The following is an 18,888-nucleotide window of genomic DNA, read 5'->3' on the forward strand; positions in this document are numbered from 1 at the left end:
ACGAGCCGTTCACTCTCGAGGAAAGCCAGTCATGACCCAGACCCAAGCCGTCGTCGCGTTGATCGAGGATTACTTCAATCTGGCTTACGAGCCGAAGAGCCGTGACTTCAACAAGGTCTTTCACCCGAGTTGCCTGATTCAGTGGCTGGACGAAGGCCGGCTGCGCACGCTGTCGTCGTCGGAGTACGAGGCGCTCGTCAACGGGAGGCCGAGCCCCCGGTCAAGCGGCGCACCCCGAGACGACGCGATCCTCTCCATGGCGCACGTCTCGGACGGCCTTTCGACGGCCACGGTGCGGGTGCGGATCGGAAGCCGGCTGTTCAACGATCACTTCGTCATGCACAAGGTGGATGGCAGTTGGCTGATCGCCACCAAGGCGTCCGCCATCGTGCATACGTTCGACTGAAACGTGGCGTAGCGCCGCGCGGCTGACGCGCGTCCGGGTCCGGAGCGCGCGCCGACACCAACGAACAAAACCCCGGGAAACGCGTCGATTTCCCGGGGTTTTCATGTCATCGAACATGGATCGACCCGCAGCCGGAACCTGAAAGGCGGGCTCGAACCTTCCCTCTCAAACATGCCCTTCATGTTCGATCGGCGCGCCATGCCCGGCCCGCGCCGCAACGATGATCGGCATGCCTGACATCCTGGCCGCCCGCTTCGCCCACATCGCCGTCAGGATCGGCACGAGAATCGCCGTCACGAGGCAAGCCGTCGCGACGATCGCCGTCGCGGCCGGCACCATCGGCTTGAACTTCGGAATCATCTCGCCGATGATCGCCGGGTTCGCCACGGCGGCGCCCGCCGTCGACGACGCGGCGAGCCCGGCTGTCCCGTTGCCGCCGCCCACGAACTTGTCCGCGAGAATCAGCGGCACGCCCGTCACGACGATCACCGCGAGCCCGAGCGCGATGCCCGGCAGCCCGCTCTTCGCGATCACGTTGAGATCGATGCCGTTGCCGAGCGCAAAGCCGAAGAACGGGATCAGCGGATGCACGCAGCGCCCGAACAGCTCGCGCAGGTCTTCATCGAGGTTGCCGAGCGTGAAGCCGATCAGGAACGGCAGCACCGCGCCGACGAAGAGCCGCGTCTCGAACACCGCGACGCCCGCCGCGCCGAGGATCAGCATGCTGACGAGCGGCCCCGATTCGATCGACATCAGCACGAACGCACCGGCTTCTTCCTTGCTGCCGTACTGCTGCATCACGGCCGCATAGAGGCCGCCGTTGGTCATGTCCATCGACGTCGTGATCGCGAGCAGCGACAGGCCCGCGAAGAGGCCCGTGCGGATGCCGTCGTCGGGGATGAACCGTGCGGCGATCAGGGTCGCCAGCCACGCGACCACGATCTTGGTCGCGAGCAGCGTGCCCGATTTGCGCAGCACGACGCCCGTCGCGCGCAGGTTGATCGTCGCGCCCATGCAGAAGAACCAGACGGCGAGGATCGGCACCGTGCCCGCGATCAGGCCGTTGGTGAACGAGCCGAAGTACTTCCCGGCGTTCGGCGCGAACGTGTGCACGCACGCGCCGAGCAGCATCGGGACCAGCATGAGCCCGCCCGGTATGCGGTCGATGGCCTGTTTCAGCTTCACGTCTCCTCCGTGGACGTCGATGCGTCCCGTTGTCGAATGATGTCTGCTGACTGACTATAGGACATGATTCGGAACGTCGGTCCGTTTTTATTGTTTGGAATGGTAATCGTATACCCGTATCACTATAAATAGCTGATAAAAAAGGGAATTGCGCTATCGCTGTACGGCGGGCTATTTTCGGATCGACGTTCCGAATTTGCGGAATCTGTGCTTCAATTCATCGTATGACCACCGCCGGCACGCGCGTCGGCGGCGTCTTCTTCCCCAACGGAGAGCCGGCATGGAAGTGCGACAGGGCATACACGGCGAACACGCGAAGACGCTCGATACGGCCGGTCTGCGCCGGCATTTCCTGGTGGAGAACGTGTTCGCTCCGGACGCGTTGTCGCTCACCTACAGCCACATCGACCGGATCATCGTCGGCGGCGCGTGGCCGGCCACGCGGCCGGTCGAGGTGCCCGCATCGCTCGGCGCAGCGATGGGCGTGAGCCATCTGCTGGCGCGTCGCGAACTGGGGGCGATCAACATCGGCGGCCCCGGCTGGGTCGAGGTCGACGGGCAGCGCCATGCGGTCGGCACCGAGGAGGCGATCTACATCGGGCAAGGCGGGCAGGGCGTCGTGTTCGGCAGCGACGATCGCACGCGTCCCGCGAAGTTCTACCTGAACTGCGCGCCCGCGCACACGGCCTGGCCGACACGCACGATCACGCTCGCGCAGGCGTCGCCCGAAACGCTCGGCGATGCGGCCACGAGCAACCGCCGCACGATCTACAAGTTCATCGTGCCCGACGTGCTGCCCACCTGCCAGCTGTCGATGGGGATGACGAAACTCGAGCCCGGCAGCCTGTGGAACACGATGCCGTGCCATACGCACGAGCGCCGGATGGAGGTGTATTTCTACTTCAACCTCGCCGACGATGCGGCCGTGTTCCACCTGCTCGGCGAGCCGCGGGAAACGCGTCACGTCGTCGTGCACAACGAGCAGGCGGTGATCTCGCCGAGCTGGTCGATCCATTCGGGCGTCGGCACGAAGGCGTACACGTTCATCTGGGGCATGGTCGGCGAGAACCAGGTGTTCAAGGACATGGATCACATCGCCGTTGCGGACCTGCGCTGACACCATGAAACGCGATACGCCCGATCTTCCCGCCGTCGACGCGCGCCCCGCGCTCGCCGGCCTGTTCGACCTGACCGGCAAGGTTGCGATCGTCACCGGCTGCAATACGGGGCTCGGCGCCGCGATGGCCGTCGCGCTCGCGTCGGCCGGGTGCGACATCGTCGGCGCGAACCGTTCGGCCCCGGCCGAGACCTCGGCGCGCGTCGAGGCGGCCGGCCGGCGTTTCGCCGACGTGCGCGCCGACCTGTCGACGCTCGAACCGGTCGAGCGGATCGTCGGCGGCGCGGTCGATGCGTTCGGTCGCGTCGACATCCTCGTCAACAACGCGGGCATGATCCGCCGCTGCGATGCGCTCGAATTCACCGAAGCCGACTGGGACGCCGTGATCGACGTGAACCTGAAGAGCGTGTTCTTCCTGTCGCAGGCCGTCGCGCGGCAGATGGTGAGGCAGCGGCGCGGCGGCAAGATCGTGAACGTCGCGTCGATGCTGTCGTTCCAGGGCGGCATCCGCGTACCGTCGTACACCGCGTCGAAAAGCGGCGTGCTGGGGCTCACGCGCCTGCTCGCGAACGAATGGGCCGCGCGCGGGATCAACGTGAACGCGATCGCGCCCGGCTACATGGAGACCGACAACACCGCGCAACTGCGCGAGGACAGCCGGCGTAGCGACGAAATCCTCGGACGCATCCCGGCCGGCCGCTGGGGCGTGCCCGACGACCTCGCGGGCGCGGCCGTGTTTCTTGCGTCGCCTGCGTCGGACTACGTGCACGGCCACACGCTCGCCGTCGACGGCGGGTGGCTCGCGCGCTGATCGCGCTTCGCGGCGGACGCGTTATGCTCTCCCGATTCGCACTCACGGATTCACGGACATGACAGCAACGCCCAGGCAGCGCAAAGGCGATCAGGCGAACCTCGGCGCCGAAGCCGACCCGTCGGCGGCCGGTGCCGCCGAAAAGGCCGATTCGGTCGCGGCCGTCGGCAAGGTCTTCACGATCCTCGCCGCGCTCGGCGATCGCCGCGAGATCGGCATCAGCGAGTTGTCGCAGCATCTCGGCATGTCGAAGACCACGGTGCATCGCTTCCTGCAGACGCTGAAGACGCTCGGCTACGTCGCGCAGGCAGGCGAGACCGACCGCTACCGCCTGACGATCCGGCTGTTCGAGTTGGGCAGCAAGGCACTGGACAGCGTGGACCTCGTGCGCGAGGCCGATCTCGAGATGCGCCGCATCGGGCAGCTGACGCGCGAAGCCGTGCACCTCGGTGCATTCGACGAGGACGCGATCATCTACATCCACAAGATCGACGCCGATTACGGGCTGCGCATGCAGTCGCGGATCGGCCGGCGCAATCCGTTGTACAGCACGGCGATCGGCAAGGTGCTGCTCGCCTGGATGACGCCCGACGAAGCGCGCGCGGTGCTGGCCGGCATCGAGTTCAGGAAGTCGACCGCGAAGACGCTCGCGTCGGCGGATGCGGTGATGAGCATCCTGCCGCACGTGCGGCAGCAGGGCTACGGCGAGGACAACGAAGAGCAGGAAGACGGCCTGCTGTGTCTCGCGGTACCCGTGTTCGACCGTTTCGATCGCGTGATCGCGGGGTTGTCGCTGTCGTTCCCGACGATGCGTTGCGGCGCGGACACGAAAGCGCATTATGTCGCACTGCTGAAGGAAGCCGGGCAGGCGATTTCCGCGCGGCTCGGGCATCGCCCGCAAGCGGCGGCCGTCGAGGCGGCCGCGGTCGTGCACGACTGAACACGCCGCGGGCGGCGCTACAATCGGTGCCGCGCCGGTCGCGCGCCGGCGAACCCCGAACACGACGACCTGAAGGACGAACCATGCGAATGAACATGTGGATGCGCACGTGCATCGCGCTGCTGGCGATCGGCGCGAGCCTCGTCGCGAACGGCGCGCAGGCAAAAAGCGCGGTGGATTGCGGGAAGCTCGATGCGGCCACGAGCGGCCCGGACGACAACTTCCGGCCGCCGGCGTCCGGCACGGTCATCGGCGCCGGGCGCGCATATTTCTACTCGGCACCCGACGCGCAGTGCATGACGAAGCGAACCTTCATCGTCCCGGGCGATTCGGTGACCGTCTACAAGTCGCACGGGCGCTGGTACAACATCATGTACGTGAACGGCAAGACCGGCGACGACTTCGAAGGCTGGGTCGAACTGGGCCGCGTACGTCTCGGCGGTCAATACGGCGCACAGTAACCGCCGGCGGTGCGTGTCGGGCCCGGTGCCGCTACGATGACACCCAAGCGAAATCGCGTTTCAGGTTCTCCGCGCGCTGCGGCCGCCGATACAGATAGCCCTGCGCATACTGAATCCCGATCGCATGCAGCGCGCGATGCTGCGTTTCCGTCTCCACGCCTTCCGCGATGATCTTCAGGTCGTAGTGGTGCGCGACGGCCGCGATCCCCTCGATCAGCCCTGCGCCGCCGTCGTTCAGCTGGGCGACGAACTGGCGATCGATCTTCACGTAGTCGAACGGAAAACGCGACAGCACATCGAGATTGCTGTGATGCGTGCCGAAATCGTCGATCGCGAACTTCGCGCCTTTCGACCGGAGCGCGTTGAAGACCTCGGTGGTCCGCGCGTTCTTCTCGAGCAGGATGCGTTCGGTGACCTCGAGCACCAGCGTGAAGCCCGGCGGCAGCGCGCGGATCGCTTCCTCGACGACGGATACGAAGCGTGCGCGCTCGAGATCCTTCGGCGCGATGTTCACCGCGACGCGCAGCGGCGCGGACGGCGTCAGCGCGGTCAGTTCCGACACGGCCGTCCGCAGCACGAATTCGGTCACCTTCGGCAGTACCGTGCTCGCTTCCACCTGCGGGATGAACACGGCCGGGCTGATGACTCCCCACTTCGGATGCTGCCAGCGCAGCAGCGCCTCGACACCGACCGTCCGGCGCGTCTGCACGTCGACGATCGGCTGGTACACGACGTGAAACTCGTTGCGCCTGAGCGCATGGCGAACGGCCTTCAGCAACAGCCGCCGCGGCGCCATCGCCAGCAGGTAGGCGGCCATCACGAGACCGTCGGCCAACAGCACGATCGTCATGCCGATCAACCGGTAGTGGCCCTGGACGTGCGAGGCGTACTGAGCCGATGCGGCGACCGACACCGTGAAGGGCCAGCGTTGCGACGCGATCGTGGTGCCGCCGGCGGGAGCGTGGTCCGATTCCGGCGCGAACTTGCCTTGCTGGTCGAGACGGCCCGATCCGGCGATCGACAGCGTGGCGGATTCCGTCCCGCTGCGGGCGCTCGGCGCGAGTGCATCGACCACGTAGTCGCCTTCGATCAGGTACAGGACACCCGCGCCACGCGCGGTGGCGCGATACACGGCCAGCACCGGAATGCCGCGCTGAAACGGCGTCTGGCGCAGCAGCGTGACGATCGTCGCGCCCGGTTCGGGCTCGCGCGAGTATGCGTCGAGCGGCAGGTCGATCGCACCGAGCGCCGACGAGCACATGACGCGGCCGTCGTTCACCAGCGCGACGGCGCGCAGGTAGCGCAGGCGAGTGCCCACTTCGGCCAGCGTCCGGAATACCGACGCGCAAGGGCGTCCGACGAGCGCGGTCAGCTCGTCCGCATGTCGCAGGCGGACGCCGTCGAGGATGCGGTTCACCGTCGCCACGATGTCGTTCGCGACGACGCGTTCCTGCGTGGTGACGGCATCGCGTGCGTAGCGATCGGCCAGTACGATTGCGCAGGCGGGCACGAGCACGCAAACGATTACCGCGACGAAAAAGACCGCCCGCGGCCATGTACCGCTACGCTGGAAAACGGACTTCGAGCCTGGTATGAGCGCCGACATTCCCGCGGTTGCCCTTGATGTTGTACGCATGGAGAGGCATGTCGAACCGGTCGGTGCGCATGCGTCATGCCTGGTCCGGGCGATCCGGTTCGCGTATCGGCATCGCGATGCGAACCGGCGCGACGATCGCGCTGGGCAGCGGCGGCAGGCCCGTCGCGATCGGCCATTCGGTCCGACGGCTCACGTCTCTGACGAGTGCATTTTGCGCATCCATATTGACGTAGCACACCGAAAAAACCCCCGGCCGCATGGTCATGCGGCCGGGTCGAAAGACACCGTCTCTTGGCACGAGGATGGTGCGCGGCAAGTATATGATGTGGCGCGCTATTACGAAATATTATTGATTAAAAATTGGTGCAGTTTTGTGATTGCGTCTAAAAAAGAAACATTGCCGCGACATACCGTTTTAGGCGGGTCGCCGCGAGCGCGCGGGGGGCTGTTCGCGCGTCATGCCGGAGTTTCGCAATGATGGAAGAAGATACCGCTCCTACGACGGTCATGGTGACCGATGGCGCTGCCGCCGCGGATGGCGGCTCGCTGTGGATCCAGATTTCGATCGACGGACAGGTCCGCAACTATCTGCTCGATCGCGCACTCGCGTCGCGCGGTACGCCGCGCTACGACACCATCTGCGGCGCGCACGGGGTACTGTCGAAAGGAGAACGAAAGGAATTGCGGGGATGGCTGGCGCGTATCGCCGACCCCGCGATGTGGGCGGGCATCGTCAGCACGTTCGTGGAGGTGCTGTCGCGGCCTGACGCGGAATGAGCGGCGCCGGCGCGGCGCCGGCCGCGACTCAGAAATCGTTGCGCATCTTGTGAAGCAGCGCGCCGGGCGACTGGTGCGTGTCGACCGCGGTCAGGACGTCGGTCAGGAACCATGGCAGGTTCAGTTGCGTATCGGAATCGCCGACGCATACGCGGATCGGCGGCGAGCGGACGTCCTGCGTGGCCTCCCGCGACGGCACGCAGTTTTTCGCGTGCGCCTGAACGGGAACCGGCGCGGCGGCGCCGGGGAGCGCGCCGGCGTCGGCGGGCACGCTGACGGCGGCAAGCAGGGTCAGGACAGCAGCAGCGGTAACGCGTTTCATGAGGATTCTCCGGCGATGTCCGTTCGACCGTGCCGGCGGGCGCGAGTTCGTCAGCCGCGCGCGACGCGGGCCGCCCGCAGCGGCTGTCGGGCGCGCCACTGCTGAGGCGATTCGCCGGTCCAGCGCCGGAACGCGCGCGTGAATGCGCTGTGTTCGGAATAGCCGAGCAGCCAGGCGACTTCCGCGAGCGTCAGCCGCGGATCGTTCAGGTGGTCGATCGCGAGCCGCCGCCGCGTGTCCTCGCGCAGGGTCCTGAAATTCAGCCCGAGTTCGGCCAGCCGGCGATGCAGCGTGCGCGACGACACGTGCAGCGCCGCCGCGATCGGCTCGATGCCGGCTTCGCCGTGCGTCAACAAGCGCGCGACGGCTTCGCGCACCGACTGTTCGAGGTCGTCGGCCTGCCGCAGCTCGGCGAGCAGCGCGCTCGCCTGGCGCTCCATCATGTGCCGCAGCGCGTCGTCCGGCCGTTGCAGCGGCTGCGTCAGCAGGTGCAACGGAAACGCGAGACGGTTCACCGGCTGGCCGAACCGCACCGGGCAGCCGAAGTAGTCGAGGTACGGTTGTGCGTCGCGGGGCGGCGGATGCACGAAGCAGACTTCGTCGGGCCCGTGGCGCGTGCCGGTGATATTGCGCGCGAACTGGACGATGGCGGTCAGTGCCACTTCGTCGACGAGCGGGCCGAGCGGCTCGGGCGCATCGTGCCATTCGATCGCGACCGACGTCGCCTCGACGCGCACTTCCATGCGCGCGACGTTCGCGATCAGGTGTTCGTATTGCTGCCAGCGCGCGAGCGCGGCGCCGGCATCGCGGCACGCATGCAGCGCATAGCCGAGCGCGCCGAGATGCGCGGGCGTGATCCGCTGGCCGACGTGCAGGCCGAGCAGCGGATCGTCGAGCCCATCTTCTTCGCGTTTTCGGGCGGCCAGGAAAGCGACGCGGGATCGCTGGGCGACTATCCGGTGATCCGCGCCGACAAGCAGGGCCTCGACATCGTCTATACGCTCCCGCATGATCACGCGCTGCGCGTCGGCGATCGTGCGACCTGGCGCATCGACTGGGCGCGCCGGTACCGGCTGATGCGCCTGCACTTCGCGGCCGAAATGGTGCTGCAACTGGTCTACCGGCTCAGGCCCGGCATCGAGCGCATCGGCGCGCATATCGCGCAGGACAAGGCGCGCATCGACTTCGCGAGCGACACGAGCCTGTCGCCGCTGTTCCCGGAGATCGAATCGGCGGCCGCCGACCTGTCGAGGCGTGACCTGCGCATCGTGACCGACTTCAGCGATGTCGATGCACAGCGCCGGTTCTGGGCGGTCGACGGCTTTGCGACGATGGCCTGCGGCGGCACACACCCGGCGACGACCGGCGAGATCGGCATGCTGACGCTCAAGCGCAAGAACATCGGGAAGGGCAAGGAGCGGATCGAGGTCATGCTGCTCGATCCTCAGGTAGCGAGCGGGCACGCGATGATGCGACTTGCGTGACCCGCACCGCGCCTCATCCTCGCGTCACTGATACCCGTAGCACTGCTTCAACCCCGCGTAGTCGTAGAAGTGGCTGGCCGGCGCGATCTTCGCGCCGTCGCACGCGGCCTGAAAATCCGTCTCGCGCTCGTTGTACAGCATCTTCACGATCAGCCGCGACCCGTTGCGGTAGACGTCCCACTGCAGGTTCGCCGCCATCGGCGACACCTGGTCGCCGCGCCACGGGTTGTTCGCATAGGTGTACGTCTGCGCCTGCGGCGTCGGCACGAACACGTTCTTCAGGTTCATGACCGATGCGAACGGAATCACGATCTCCGCGTGCGTGAAGCGCAGCTTCGCGGCGCGCGTCAGGTCGCCGCGGGCGATCGCGTCGACTTCGCCGAAGAAATCGTCCTGCAGCACCTTTGCCATCCGGTACGTGACCGGGTTCGCTTCCTGGATGCCGGGCCCCTTCTGGTAGTAGTCCTCGGCATCCTGCAGGTACGCGAGATACTGCGCCTGCTCCGCGCCGATGTACTTCTCCATCGTGACGCCGCCGGTTTCCGCGGTCATCGCGGGCGCGACCTGCAGCAGGTTGTACAGCACGTTCACCGCATCGACGGCCGTCGCGATCCTCGTCTTTCCGTCACCCTTCAGCGTATTGGTGAACTTGCCGTCCGTCGACGTGAACGCGTAGGTTCCCGTGTTCGCGAACGTGTAGCCGTCGCTGCCGAGCTTGGCGATGAAGGCCGGCGACACGAGTGCGGACAGCACCGTCTGCGCGACGTCGGCCGCCTGCGGTGCGGCCTTGATTGCCTTCAGCTTCGCGGCGACCGTCGCGTCGTTCGCATAGGCCTGGTACGCCTGGCTCGCCTGATAGGTCGCGTAGTACGGATCGCTCGTATCGGTGACGAGATCGGTGGCCGGTTTCAGCGAATGGAAATACAGCAGGAAGCGGTTGGTGCCGGCCGGCTGCGCAACCGGCGCGCTCGCCGGATAGCCGGACGGCGCGGCCGGCAGCGTGATGGCGGATGCCAGCGCCGGCCGGGCGGCGACGAGCGCCGCCGAGAAATACGTCGAGCTGTCCACCGCGCGATCCTGGCCCGAGTTGACGACGACGACCTGCCGGGTGCCCGCCGCGAACAGCGCGGGCAGCCGCTGGGCGAGACGGGCGGCGAGCTGCTGGTGTTCGCGGATGCCGGTTTGCGTGAGGTTGCCGTATCCGGGCGCCGAGATACCCTGCACGCCGTAGCCGAGCAGCGCGTTGGCCTTCATCATCGCGTACGTGTCGGCCTTGAGCTGCATGCCGAGCGCGGTCAGCGCGCCGTCGGCCTCGGCCTTGAGCAGCATCGCGTAGATCGCGCCGTCGTACTTGAAGCCCGACAACCCGCGCGAGCCGTGGCGCGCGACGAGTTCGGTATAGACGGGCGCGTAGCCGGCGGGCGGCGCTTCGTACGTCGCGGCGTCCTGCTGCGGGCGGTACGGTGTCTTCGTCTGGTAGTAGGTCGCGGGCGCCGGTGTCGGCGTGGGCTGCGGCTGCGGCGCGGGCGTCGTGCCGCCGTTGTCGGCCGAGGTGGCGGGCGGCGTCGATTCTTCCCCGCCGCAGGCGGCGAGCAGCAGACAGGCGATCGTGAGGGCGGCGGCGGTGCGGGTCGGGCGTGTCATCGTGGCGAGCGGCGGACGGACGCATGCGGATGCGCGCCGTTCCGTTTCCGGGAGAGTGGGATCGAGCCCGGAAGTGTGGCAAGCGACTTTGACAGCGGAATGTCAGGGTTCGGTCGGGCAATCGTCGGATTGCCGCCGGATCGGCGCCGGCCGGTCGCCGCCGGCCGCCGTGCCGACGTTCAGTGGAGCCCGGCCGATGCGATCGAGCGCACGGTGTCGGTGATGTTCACGCAGCGCGACAGGCCGAAATGCTCGGCTTCGCGGCGCTCCGGTTCGCTGCTTGCGATCGCGACCGCGCGTTCGGGCGGCACGCCGAGCGCCTGCAGCGCGACGTCGAACGGATGCTGATTCGATCTGGAGTCCTGCTGATCTGAATCGGTGACGACGACCGAGAAGCGGTCGAGGTGCGCGCGGCCGAACTGGCCTTCGAACATATCGCTGAGCCGGGCGGCCGGCAGCGTCGTGACGAGACCGAGTCGATATCCTTCTTCCGATGCGCGATCGAGCCACTGGATGATCGCGTCGCGCTGATGGCGCGATTCGCGCGAATCCGGTGTTGCTTCGATTTGTGCGAATGCTGCGTCGAGACGGGTGACGATGGCTTCGATGACCACGGTGATTCCTCTTCAGAGACGTGATGATCCGTTCGCCGACGGGAATGCCACACACCTTAGCGTTCATCTTGAAAATACGACCAATTAATATTTATAGGTGACTCATATGATATGGCTTATGAATGAGGTGGCGCGCCAGAGCGGGCGCGGGGCGCGGGCCGCATGGTGTTTCCCGCGCGCATGACGTCGCATCGACGGCGTTCGACGTGATGCACCAGCGTGGCGCGCGGTTTGAATGCATTCGGCATATGCATATAAGAAAAACGGCATATCGAGCGATGGCCGCCCGGCATGCCGTCTTGCGATGCCGCGTGCGTGCCGTCGATCAGTGCAGCTTGATCGACGGCTGGTTGCGGCTTTGCAGCCAGTGGCTCAGCGACTGGAACAGCGCGCGCTTCGCGCCGACCACGCTGAACAGGTGCTTGCGATACAGGAACTTGTACAGCCCGATCGCGGCGAGCCCGTCGACGATCAGCGAGCGCGAGCGCACGCTGATGTCGGCCTGGTACACGGCGCCCGCATGGCCGAGCGACACGACGGTGCCCGCATCGTGGAACGTGAAGCCGGCCACCGGCTTGCCGGCGATGCGCCGCGCGAATGCGTTGACCAGATACACGGCCTGCTGGTGCGCGACCTGCGCACGCGGCGGCAGGAAGCCGCTCGCACCCGTCGACGGGCACGCGGCGCAGTCGCCGAACGCGTACACGTGCGGATCGTCGGGCGTCTGCAGCGTGTCGGTCACGATCACCTGGTTCGAGCGGTTGAGCGCGAGGTCGCCGATGTCCCGCAGGATCGCGGGGCCCGCGACGCCGGCCGCCCAGATCGTGATGTCGCTCGCGAGCCGTTCGCCCGTCGCGGTCGTCACGGCGTCCGCGCCCACTTCCGCCACGCGCGTGTCGGTCAGCACGTCGACGTTCAGCGCGCGCAGTTGCGCGTGCATCTTGCCGGAGAGCCGTGCGTCGAGCGCCGGCAGGATGCGCGGGCCGCCTTCGATCAGCCGGATGTGCACGTCGCGTGCGGACACCAGCGCCTTGAAGCGGTACGTCGTCAGCTGCTGGACCGCGTGGCGCAGCGCGGCCGCCAGTTCGACGCCCGTCGCGCCCGCGCCGATCACGTTGATGCAGATCGGTGCCGCGCGCCGCGCGGGCTGCTGCTCGGCCAGGTGATTCGCCTTCGTGCAGGCCGCGAGGAACTTGCGGCGGAAATCCTCGGCCTGGTCGAGGTTTTCGAGCGGCAGCGCATGGCGGGCGGCGCCCGGCACGCCGAAGAAGTTCGTCACGCTGCCGACGGCGAGCACGAGGTCGTCGTAGCCGAGTTCGCGCCGCGGCAGGACTTCGGTGCCGTCCGCGTCGTGCACGGCCGCGATCGTCACGGTGCGTGCCGCGCGGTCGACCTGCTGCAGCGCGCCCTGCACGAAGCGGAAGCCGTGGCGCTTGGCCTGCGCCGCGTATTCGATCGTGTGCGAGGCCGGATCGCGATGGCCCGATGCGGCTTCGTGCAGCAGCGGCTTCCAGAAGTGCGTCGGATAGCGGTCGACGAGCACGATGTCGGCCTGGCCGCGGCGTCCGATCGTATCGCCGAGACGCGTGGCGAGCTGCAGGCCGCCGGCGCCGCCGCCGACGATCACGATGCGCGGCAGGCGCGGTGCGCGGTCCGTTGCAAGGTTGGGCGTGGTGTTGTCCATGTGGGGCTCCCGCTGAATGACGATTCGGATGACATTGCTCAAGAACCGACGATATAGTTTGGCACCCACTCGAACAATTTAATGTTTATAAGCGACTCATATGTATTCACTTATAGGAAAGACCGCGACGTTCCGGCAGCTGAAGGCGCTGGACATGATTGCGCGGCTCGGCAGCGTGTCGCGCGCGGCCGAGGAGCTGAACCTGACGCAGCCGGCCGTGTCGCTGCAGGTTCGCCTGCTGGAGGAGGCCGCGGGCGCCGCGTTGCTGCAGCGGGTGGGGCGCGGCGTGCAGCTGACCGCGGCCGGCGAGATCGTGGCGCGTTATGCGCGCGAGATCCTGCATCTGTGGAGCGAGGCCGGCGACGAAGTGGCCGCGTTGACGGGCGATCTCGGCGGCACGTTGCGGATCGGCGCGATCACGACGGCCGAGTACCTGATCCCGCCGCTGCTCGTCAAGTTCACCGCGACGCGCCCGCACGTGAAGACGTATTTCAAGGTCGGCAATCGCGACGACATCATTCGCATGCTCGCGACGCATGAAATCGATCTCGCGGTGATGGGCAGCGCGCCCAAGGAACTGCGCACGCACGCGGTCGAGTTCGCGAAGCATCCGATGGTGTTCGTCGCGGCGCCCGGCCATCCGCTGATGCAGCGCAAGCGCGTCGCGCTGAAGGATCTCGAATCCGCGCACCTGCTCGTGCGCGAACGCGGCGCGGGCACGCGCTCGACCGTCGAGAGCCTGTTCAAGAACGCGGGCCACCGGTTTCATGTGGGCTCCGAACTGTCGAGCAACGAGGCGATCAAGCAAATGGCCGAAGCGGGGCTCGGCATCGCGTTCCTGTCGTTGCACGCGTGCGCGCTCGAGCTGCGCACGGGGCTGCTCGGGCAACTGCCGTTCCCCGGCAACCCGATCGAGCGCGAATGGTATGTGGTCACGCTCGCCGACCGGCGCATCTCGCAGGTCACGGGGCTGTTCCGCGACTTCCTGATCAAGCAGGGCGCGCCGGTGATCGACGGCGCGACGGTGGCGCCGCACGATCGGCGGCGCAAGTAGGCGAACGCATCGACTGCCGGTCAGACGAGCCCGAAGTCGTCGTTGCTGTCGGGAATCGACGCGAGCAGCCGTTCGAGCCGGTACCCGCCGACGACGCGCAGGCACCAGGCGGCGATGGCGGTGCGGCGAGTGCGCGGGCGGGGATCGGACGCTGGGCGGGCGGCGCTGGCAGGCGAAGGCGCGATGAACGTCGCGCGCAGCGGGCAGGAATGGGGCATGGCGGGCTCCGTAGGTGTCGGATGGGGCGATCGTAAGCGCCGCGGCGCCCGCTGGCGCGCACGCAAGGATCGTCCCGAGCAGAAACGGATGATCTTTTTCCGCTCGGTGCCGGGACGGCCGCCCAGGCCCGGCGCGCGGCCCGAAAACGCGTCACAATGCGCGTTCGAACCACGAATGGGTGGAGCCCAGCCATGAGCGATCCGATTCCCGCCGCGCCGCCGGACAACGGCGTGCCGGTCAGTTTGCGTTCCAGCCGCGGGCTCGGCTGGCGGGGCTTCGGCGCGGCGCTGCTCGACATTCGCGCCGGCACGTACCGGATTCCGGCCGCCGAGCATCACCGCATCGGCGTGCATATCGGCGGGCCCGTCCGCGCGGATTGCGTGTGCGACGGCGAGCGCGTGTCGCGGATCCAGGCGCACGGCGACGTCGACGTGATTCCGGCCGGCCTGCCCGGCCAGTGGACCGACAGCGCCGACTGTCGGATCCTGCACATCATGCTCAGCGACACGTTCGTGCGACGCACCGTCGAGCACCTCGAACTGAAGCCGTCGCACGCGCAGATCCGCCGGCGGCTGCAGGTGCGCGACCCGCGGCTGCAGCACATCGCGTGGGCGATGGCCGCCGAGCTCGAAGCGGATGACGCGTCGGACCCGCTCTATGCGGAAAGCCTGTGCACGGCGCTCGTCGCGCGGCTGGTCGACGGCCAGCCGGCGTTCCGCGAACGCCGGCGCACGCTGGCGCCGAAGGCGGCCGCGCGCGTGATCGACTATGTCGAGGCGAACCTCGAGCGGCGCATGACGCTGGCCGAACTCGCGGCGCTCGTGTCGATCAGCGTGCCGCATTTCAAGGTGCTGTTCCGCGAAACGCTCGGGATGCCCGTGCACCAGTACGTCGTGCGGCGCCGGGTGGAGCGCGCGAAGGCGCTGCTGCTCGAAGGCCGGCTCAGCATCAGCCAGATCGCGCTCGAAGCCGGGTTCGCGCACCAGAGCCACATGGCGAACTGGATGAACCGCGTGCTCGGCGCGACGCCGACGGAGATTGCGCGCTCGGGCACACGGGGCCGGTTGCGGCTGGCTTATGACGGGGAGGACGACGTGAAGCCTGCGCGCCGATAGCGGCCCGGCGGGCGGATCGCACGAACGGCGCCCGGATCCCGTCATCCTTTCCTGCGCGATTCATCCCACCCTGCGCGCCTTTCCGGCCGCGCATGCCGACAATCACGACACCTTCATCCCCCAGGAGCGGATCGTGTTCGTGATCTTCGGAGCATCAGGCAACGTCGGCCTGTCGACCGTGACGACCTTGCGCCAGGCCGGCCATGCCGTGCGCGCGGTGCTGCACGACGCGCGTCATCGTGACCGTTTCGTGCAACTCGGCTGCGATGTCGCGATCGCGGACCTGACGGACGAGAATGCCGTCGCCGCGGCGATCGACGGTGCGCAGGCCGTGCAGATCCTGTGTCCGGTGCCGGTCGCCGATCCCGATCCGGCCACGACGATGACGCGGACGATCGACGTGGCGGCCGCCGCGCTCGCCGCGAGCCCGCCGCCTGCGCTGCTCGCGTTGTCGGACTACGGAGCGGAGCTCGAAGGCAATACGGGTATCACGCGTCTGTTTCATGATTTCGAGGAACGTCTGAAGACGATCCCGACGCGACTGACGCTGCTGCGCGCCGCCGAACATCTGCAGAACTGGGCACGCGTGCTGCCGGTCGCGCTCGGCGCCGGCGTGCTGCCGAGCTTCCATCATCCGGTCGGCAAGGTGTTTCCCACGGTGTGGGCGCCCGATGTGGGCGTCGTCGCGGCGCGGCTGCTGCTCGATGCGCCGGAAGGCGGCAACGGGCCGCGCATCGTCAGCGTCGAGGGGCCGCGACGCGTGAGCGTGACGGCGATCGCGGAGACCCTCGGCGCGGCGGCCGGCCGTGCGGTCGTCGCGCACGAACTGCCGCGCGAGACATGGCAGGCGACACTGCTGCGCGCCGGGCTCGGCGAGCGCCATGCGCAGCTGATCGTCGATCTGTACGACGTGCACAACGCGGGGCGGATCGACGTCGAGGCCGACGTGTCGGAGCGGGCTTACGGGACGACGGCACCGGAGGACGCGCTCGCGCAACTGGTGCGCCGGCATGCGCGTTGAGTGAAGCAGCCGCACGCGGCGCGCATCACGCGGGCCGGCGCACCTTGTTCAGCACCGCATACGCCACCGACCCGATCACGATCCCCCAGAACGCGGACCCGAGCCCGAGCCACGTCATCCCCGACGCGGTCGCGAGGAACGTGATCATCGACGCTTCGCGGTGGTGCTCGTCCTCGAAGATTCCGTGCACGTTCGCACTGATCGCGCCGATCAGCGCGAGCCCCGCGAGGATCGCGACGAACGCCTTCGGCAGCGCGAAGAACACCGTGACGATCGTGCCCGCGAACAGCCCGCCGAGCAGGTAGAACGCGCCGTTCGCGAGGCCGGCGACGTAGCGCCGGTCCGGATCCTCGTGCGCGTCCTTGCCGGTGCAGAGCGCGGCGGTGATCGCGGCAACGACGATCGTGATCCCGCCGAAGCACGCGACGACGAGCGACATCACGCCGGTCGCGGCGATGATCGGGCGCGCCGGTGTGGGATAGCCGGACACGCGCAGGATCGTCATCCCCGGCAGGAACTGGCCGGTGAGGCTGACGACGACGAGCGGCAGCGCGAGGCTGAGCGTCGTGCCGAGCGTCCATTCGGGGGAGATGAAGACCGGCCGCGCGAGGCTCGGCGACACGTTGCCGAGATGCGTCATCCCGAGCAGCGTCGCGAGCGCGGCGCCCGTCAGCAGCACGAGCACGATGCTGTAGCGGGGCAGCAGGCGCCGGAAGATCACGTAGGCCGCGATCATGCCGAACGCGAGCACGGGTTGCGCCGACGCGGCGGAGAACGCATGCATGCCGAACGGCAGCAGGATGCCGGCCATCATCCCGCACGCGATGCCGCGCGGGATGTGGCGCACGAGCCGGTCGAAGTAGCCGGTGACGCCGATCAGCAGGATGATGACAGCGGCCGTGATGTACGCGCCGACGGCCTGGTTGAGCGTCAGTTGCGGAAACAGGCCGACGAGCAGCGCGGTGCCGGGCGCCGACCACGCGGTGACGACCGGTACCTTCAGCCTCCAGCTCGCGAACAGGCCCGATACGCCCGCGCCGATCGAGATCGCCCAGACCCACGACGACACCATCGCATTGGACGCGTGCGCGGCTTGCGACGCCTGGAAGAAGATCGCGAGCGGGCCCGCATAGGAAATCACGACCGCGAGAAAGCCCGCGGTGATCGCGGACACGGACCAGTCGTTGCCGATCGTGCGGATCGCGCCGGGCGGGGAGTTCGGTTGCATCGTCGTCGGGAAATGCGGCGCGCGGCCGTCGGGCGGAGCCGGGGCGAATGATTGTTGGAAGCCCCGGATGAGCCGCCATTCTGGCCATTGCCGGCCCGGTTGGCAATTCGCCGGCGAAGATTGACGTTGTCGGCTTTTTGTAAGGATTGGCGCGAAAGCGGAGGGATCGCCGGCCGTCACGTACTGATCTGCAGCACCGTGTCGACCACGGCCACCTTCACGCCGCTTCCGGTCGACAGCGACGCCGTGCCTTCGTCGAACGGATGCACGGGCGGGTCGGTCGGCGTCCACGCATGGCGCGCGAGCAACGCGCGATACCCGCCGCGGATCACGAAGCCGCCGCATTTGCGCGCATACGCGTCGCGCCGCATCCGGTATGCACGCGGCAGGTCGTACCACGGCAGCTTCGGCAGGTCGTGATGGACGAGGTGATAGTTGTTGTTCAGGTACAGCAGCCGCATCGCGAAACCGGCTTCGTTGATCGTGATGCGCGCCTTCGGATGCCGCGCGGCGCGGTGCTCGTACAGCGAGCGGATCATCGCGAGCGACAGCGCGGGCCACGTGACGGCCAGCAGGTAGTACCACCACGGCACGCCGATCGCCCATTGCAGCCATGCGAGCAGCGCGATCACGCAGGCGGCGTGCGTCGCCCACATCGGCAGATAACGGAAGTCGCCGCGCCGCAACGCGGCGAAGGCATCGCCGGCGGTCGCCGCGACGGAGAGCGGCGGCCCGACGACGATTCGTCCGATGAAAGTCTTGCGCGCGACCGTCAGCGCACGGCGCCAGCGCGGTAGCCGCGCCCAGCGTTCGCGCGTCACGTAGTTCGTTTCCGGATCGACGCCCGGCACGGTCAAATCTTCGTCGCGATGATGGTCGAGGTGGGTGTCGCGATACAGCGTGTACGGATACCAGACCGTCAGCGGCGGATAGCCGAGCAGCTTGTTGATGAACGCGGAGCGCGTCGGATGGCCGTGCAGCAGTTCGTGCTGCAGCGACATGTGCCATGCGCCGAGCAGGATCAGCGGCGGCGTCGCGGCCGCGAGCGGCAGGCGCCCGTCGCGCACGAGCAGCAGCACGGCGAGCCAGCCGCCGTAGATGACGGCGACCAGCAGCCAGGTCGGCCACTCGGTGCGGGCGGTGAAGCGGGCGTCGAGCGCGGCAATCGCGCGCGCATGATCGACGTCGAAGTATTCGGCCATGGCGTTG

At 67.7% G+C, this 18,888-nt stretch carries 21 protein-coding genes; 11 read left to right on the plus strand and 10 right to left on the minus strand.

The window, feature by feature from the left end; all coding sequences use genetic code 11:
• Positions 1-31 precede the first annotated feature (31 nt).
• A complete protein-coding gene (locus HWX00_RS06820) occupies positions 32-406 on the plus strand; it encodes a nuclear transport factor 2 family protein (protein WP_034189681.1) in 375 nt (124 codons plus the stop codon).
• A gap of 165 nt (positions 407-571) precedes the next feature.
• Here the strand turns inward: HWX00_RS06820 and kdgT are convergent, their stop codons facing one another.
• Positions 572-1,591 (minus strand): 2-keto-3-deoxygluconate transporter, encoded by a 1,020-nt coding sequence (gene kdgT / locus HWX00_RS06825; RefSeq protein WP_034189680.1) that lies wholly within the window; start codon positions 1,589-1,591, stop codon positions 572-574.
• A gap of 280 nt (positions 1,592-1,871) precedes the next feature.
• Here kdgT and kduI point away from each other — a divergent pair, with 280 nt between their 5' ends.
• The 4 genes from kduI (at position 1,872) to HWX00_RS06845 (ending at position 4,920) form a co-directional block, all read left to right on the plus strand.
• The gene (gene kduI, locus HWX00_RS06830) at positions 1,872-2,708 is read left to right on the plus strand and encodes a 5-dehydro-4-deoxy-D-glucuronate isomerase (RefSeq protein WP_034189679.1); all 837 of its coding nucleotides are present in this window, start codon (positions 1,872-1,874) and stop codon (positions 2,706-2,708) included.
• A gap of 4 nt (positions 2,709-2,712) precedes the next feature.
• Complete coding sequence (gene kduD, locus HWX00_RS06835; RefSeq protein WP_069705921.1) at positions 2,713-3,519, plus strand: 2-dehydro-3-deoxy-D-gluconate 5-dehydrogenase KduD; 807 nt, start codon at positions 2,713-2,715, stop codon at positions 3,517-3,519.
• Between the two features lie 58 nt (positions 3,520-3,577).
• On the plus strand, positions 3,578-4,459 hold the full coding sequence (kdgR, locus tag HWX00_RS06840; protein WP_175027241.1) for a DNA-binding transcriptional regulator KdgR: 882 nt from the start codon (positions 3,578-3,580) through the stop codon (positions 4,457-4,459).
• A gap of 83 nt (positions 4,460-4,542) precedes the next feature.
• Positions 4,543-4,920 carry an SH3 domain-containing protein gene (locus HWX00_RS06845; protein WP_167361892.1) on the plus strand — a complete coding sequence of 126 codons (378 nt, stop codon included), beginning with the start codon at positions 4,543-4,545 and terminating at the stop codon, positions 4,918-4,920.
• A 31-nt stretch (positions 4,921-4,951) separates the two neighbouring features.
• Here the strand turns inward: HWX00_RS06845 and HWX00_RS06850 are convergent, their stop codons facing one another.
• Positions 4,952-6,556, minus strand: coding sequence for an EAL domain-containing protein (locus HWX00_RS06850; RefSeq protein ID WP_175027242.1), 1,605 nt, complete (start codon positions 6,554-6,556; stop codon positions 4,952-4,954).
• Between HWX00_RS06850 and HWX00_RS06855 the strand changes: the two genes are divergently transcribed.
• Both HWX00_RS06855 and HWX00_RS06860 read left to right on the plus strand, forming a co-directional pair.
• Positions 6,513-6,995: a hypothetical protein gene (locus HWX00_RS06855; protein WP_175027212.1), complete on the plus strand. Its 483-nt coding sequence runs from the start codon at positions 6,513-6,515 to the stop codon at positions 6,993-6,995. The genes HWX00_RS06850 and HWX00_RS06855 overlap by 44 nt on opposite strands.
• Positions 6,995-7,294, plus strand: a complete 300-nt coding sequence (locus HWX00_RS06860; RefSeq protein ID WP_059556351.1) for a hypothetical protein — start codon at positions 6,995-6,997, stop codon at positions 7,292-7,294. Before HWX00_RS06855 ends, HWX00_RS06860 begins: the two co-directional genes overlap by 1 nt.
• 28 nt (positions 7,295-7,322) lie before the next feature.
• On the opposite strand, the gene HWX00_RS06865 is transcribed toward HWX00_RS06860, so the two are convergent.
• On the minus strand, positions 7,323-7,616 hold the full coding sequence (locus tag HWX00_RS06865) for a hypothetical protein (RefSeq protein WP_175027243.1): 294 nt from the start codon (positions 7,614-7,616) through the stop codon (positions 7,323-7,325).
• A gap of 50 nt (positions 7,617-7,666) precedes the next feature.
• Positions 7,667-8,572, minus strand: a complete 906-nt coding sequence (locus HWX00_RS06870; protein ID WP_244131162.1) for an AraC family transcriptional regulator — start codon at positions 8,570-8,572, stop codon at positions 7,667-7,669.
• On the opposite strand from HWX00_RS06870, the gene HWX00_RS06875 reads away from it, so the two are divergent.
• Entirely contained in the window at positions 8,459-9,100 is a 642-nt protein-coding gene (locus HWX00_RS06875; RefSeq protein WP_226193692.1) for an alanyl-tRNA editing protein, read from the plus strand. The two genes, HWX00_RS06870 and HWX00_RS06875, sit on opposite strands and share 114 nt — an antisense overlap.
• A gap of 24 nt (positions 9,101-9,124) precedes the next feature.
• On the opposite strand, the gene HWX00_RS06880 is transcribed toward HWX00_RS06875, so the two are convergent.
• The 3 genes from HWX00_RS06880 to HWX00_RS06890 all read right to left on the minus strand — a co-directional run bounded on the left by HWX00_RS06880 (position 9,125) and on the right by HWX00_RS06890 (position 13,042).
• The gene (locus HWX00_RS06880) at positions 9,125-10,744 is read right to left on the minus strand and encodes a histidine-type phosphatase (protein ID WP_175027245.1); all 1,620 of its coding nucleotides are present in this window, start codon (positions 10,742-10,744) and stop codon (positions 9,125-9,127) included.
• Between the two features lie 179 nt (positions 10,745-10,923).
• Positions 10,924-11,358, minus strand: a complete 435-nt coding sequence (locus HWX00_RS06885) for an HAD family hydrolase (protein WP_034189670.1) — start codon at positions 11,356-11,358, stop codon at positions 10,924-10,926.
• 325 nt (positions 11,359-11,683) lie between these two features.
• A complete protein-coding gene (locus HWX00_RS06890) occupies positions 11,684-13,042 on the minus strand; it encodes an NAD(P)/FAD-dependent oxidoreductase (protein WP_034189669.1) in 1,359 nt (452 codons plus the stop codon).
• 100 nt (positions 13,043-13,142) lie between these two features.
• Here HWX00_RS06890 and HWX00_RS06895 point away from each other — a divergent pair, with 100 nt between their 5' ends.
• On the plus strand, positions 13,143-14,096 hold the full coding sequence (locus HWX00_RS06895) for a LysR family transcriptional regulator (protein WP_034189668.1): 954 nt from the start codon (positions 13,143-13,145) through the stop codon (positions 14,094-14,096).
• 20 nt (positions 14,097-14,116) lie between these two features.
• Here the strand turns inward: HWX00_RS06895 and HWX00_RS06900 are convergent, their stop codons facing one another.
• Complete coding sequence (locus HWX00_RS06900) at positions 14,117-14,314, minus strand: hypothetical protein (RefSeq protein WP_069705916.1); 198 nt, start codon at positions 14,312-14,314, stop codon at positions 14,117-14,119.
• A gap of 192 nt (positions 14,315-14,506) precedes the next feature.
• Here HWX00_RS06900 and HWX00_RS06905 point away from each other — a divergent pair, with 192 nt between their 5' ends.
• Positions 14,507-15,430, plus strand: a complete 924-nt coding sequence (locus tag HWX00_RS06905; protein ID WP_175027246.1) for an AraC family transcriptional regulator — start codon at positions 14,507-14,509, stop codon at positions 15,428-15,430.
• Between the two features lie 133 nt (positions 15,431-15,563).
• The gene (locus HWX00_RS06910) at positions 15,564-16,451 is read left to right on the plus strand and encodes an NmrA family NAD(P)-binding protein (protein ID WP_175027247.1); all 888 of its coding nucleotides are present in this window, start codon (positions 15,564-15,566) and stop codon (positions 16,449-16,451) included.
• A 25-nt stretch (positions 16,452-16,476) separates the two neighbouring features.
• Here HWX00_RS06910 and HWX00_RS06915 read toward each other — a convergent pair whose 3' ends face one another.
• Both HWX00_RS06915 and HWX00_RS06920 read right to left on the minus strand, forming a co-directional pair.
• Positions 16,477-17,679, minus strand: a complete 1,203-nt coding sequence (locus HWX00_RS06915) for a benzoate/H(+) symporter BenE family transporter (protein WP_175027248.1) — start codon at positions 17,677-17,679, stop codon at positions 16,477-16,479.
• 176 nt (positions 17,680-17,855) lie between these two features.
• Positions 17,856-18,881, minus strand: coding sequence for a fatty acid desaturase (locus tag HWX00_RS06920; protein ID WP_175027249.1), 1,026 nt, complete (start codon positions 18,879-18,881; stop codon positions 17,856-17,858).
• Positions 18,882-18,888: the final 7 nt, after the last annotated feature.

It is taken from the genome of Burkholderia seminalis DSM 23518 (assembly GCF_902832885.1).
GTDB classification, from domain to species: domain Bacteria; phylum Pseudomonadota; class Gammaproteobacteria; order Burkholderiales; family Burkholderiaceae; genus Burkholderia; species Burkholderia seminalis.